Source organism: Nonomuraea sp. B19D2 (genome assembly GCF_040137845.1).
In the GTDB taxonomy this organism is placed as follows: domain Bacteria; phylum Actinomycetota; class Actinomycetes; order Streptosporangiales; family Streptosporangiaceae; genus Nonomuraea.
Genome location: NZ_JBEFAK010000172.1, coordinates 1 through 389 on the forward strand (window position 1 = coordinate 1; position 389 = coordinate 389).

Genomic DNA, 389 nt, shown 5'->3' on the forward strand with positions numbered 1-389 from the left:
TTGCGACGGTGTGGGTTGTGGTGATCAACCCGTCTACCAGGAGCTTCTTCATGTCACCGGCCGAATACCGGCATTGCGATCACGCTGTGACCAGGGCACCGGCCAAGGAGCCTGAAAAAGGTTCAGTAATGGGAAGGATGCTCTCTGCTAGATGATTGATTCCAAGCTGTTCGATTGGGATCAATGGTCGGTGGTCATAGGCGGACATGGATCGTGCGGTGGGCTGGTCGGTCTTGTCGTTATGCCAGATAACAGTGGTATGGGCTAAGGGCTTGCAGGGGAATAACCCGTAGCTTTCGGGGCTGTCGATCGTTGCTGTGGTATGGGCGTGGCGGCAGAGACGGTGACGATGCTGGCGGCGAAGTTCGAAGCGGTCTTTCCGCATCTGG

1 pseudogene is annotated in these 389 nt (G+C 56.6%); it reads right to left on the bottom strand.

The annotated features are described in order from the left end of the window. Positions 1–190: 190 nt before the first annotated feature. Positions 191–389, bottom strand: a pseudogene (locus tag ABN273_RS60235) (hypothetical protein); the annotation flags it as partial.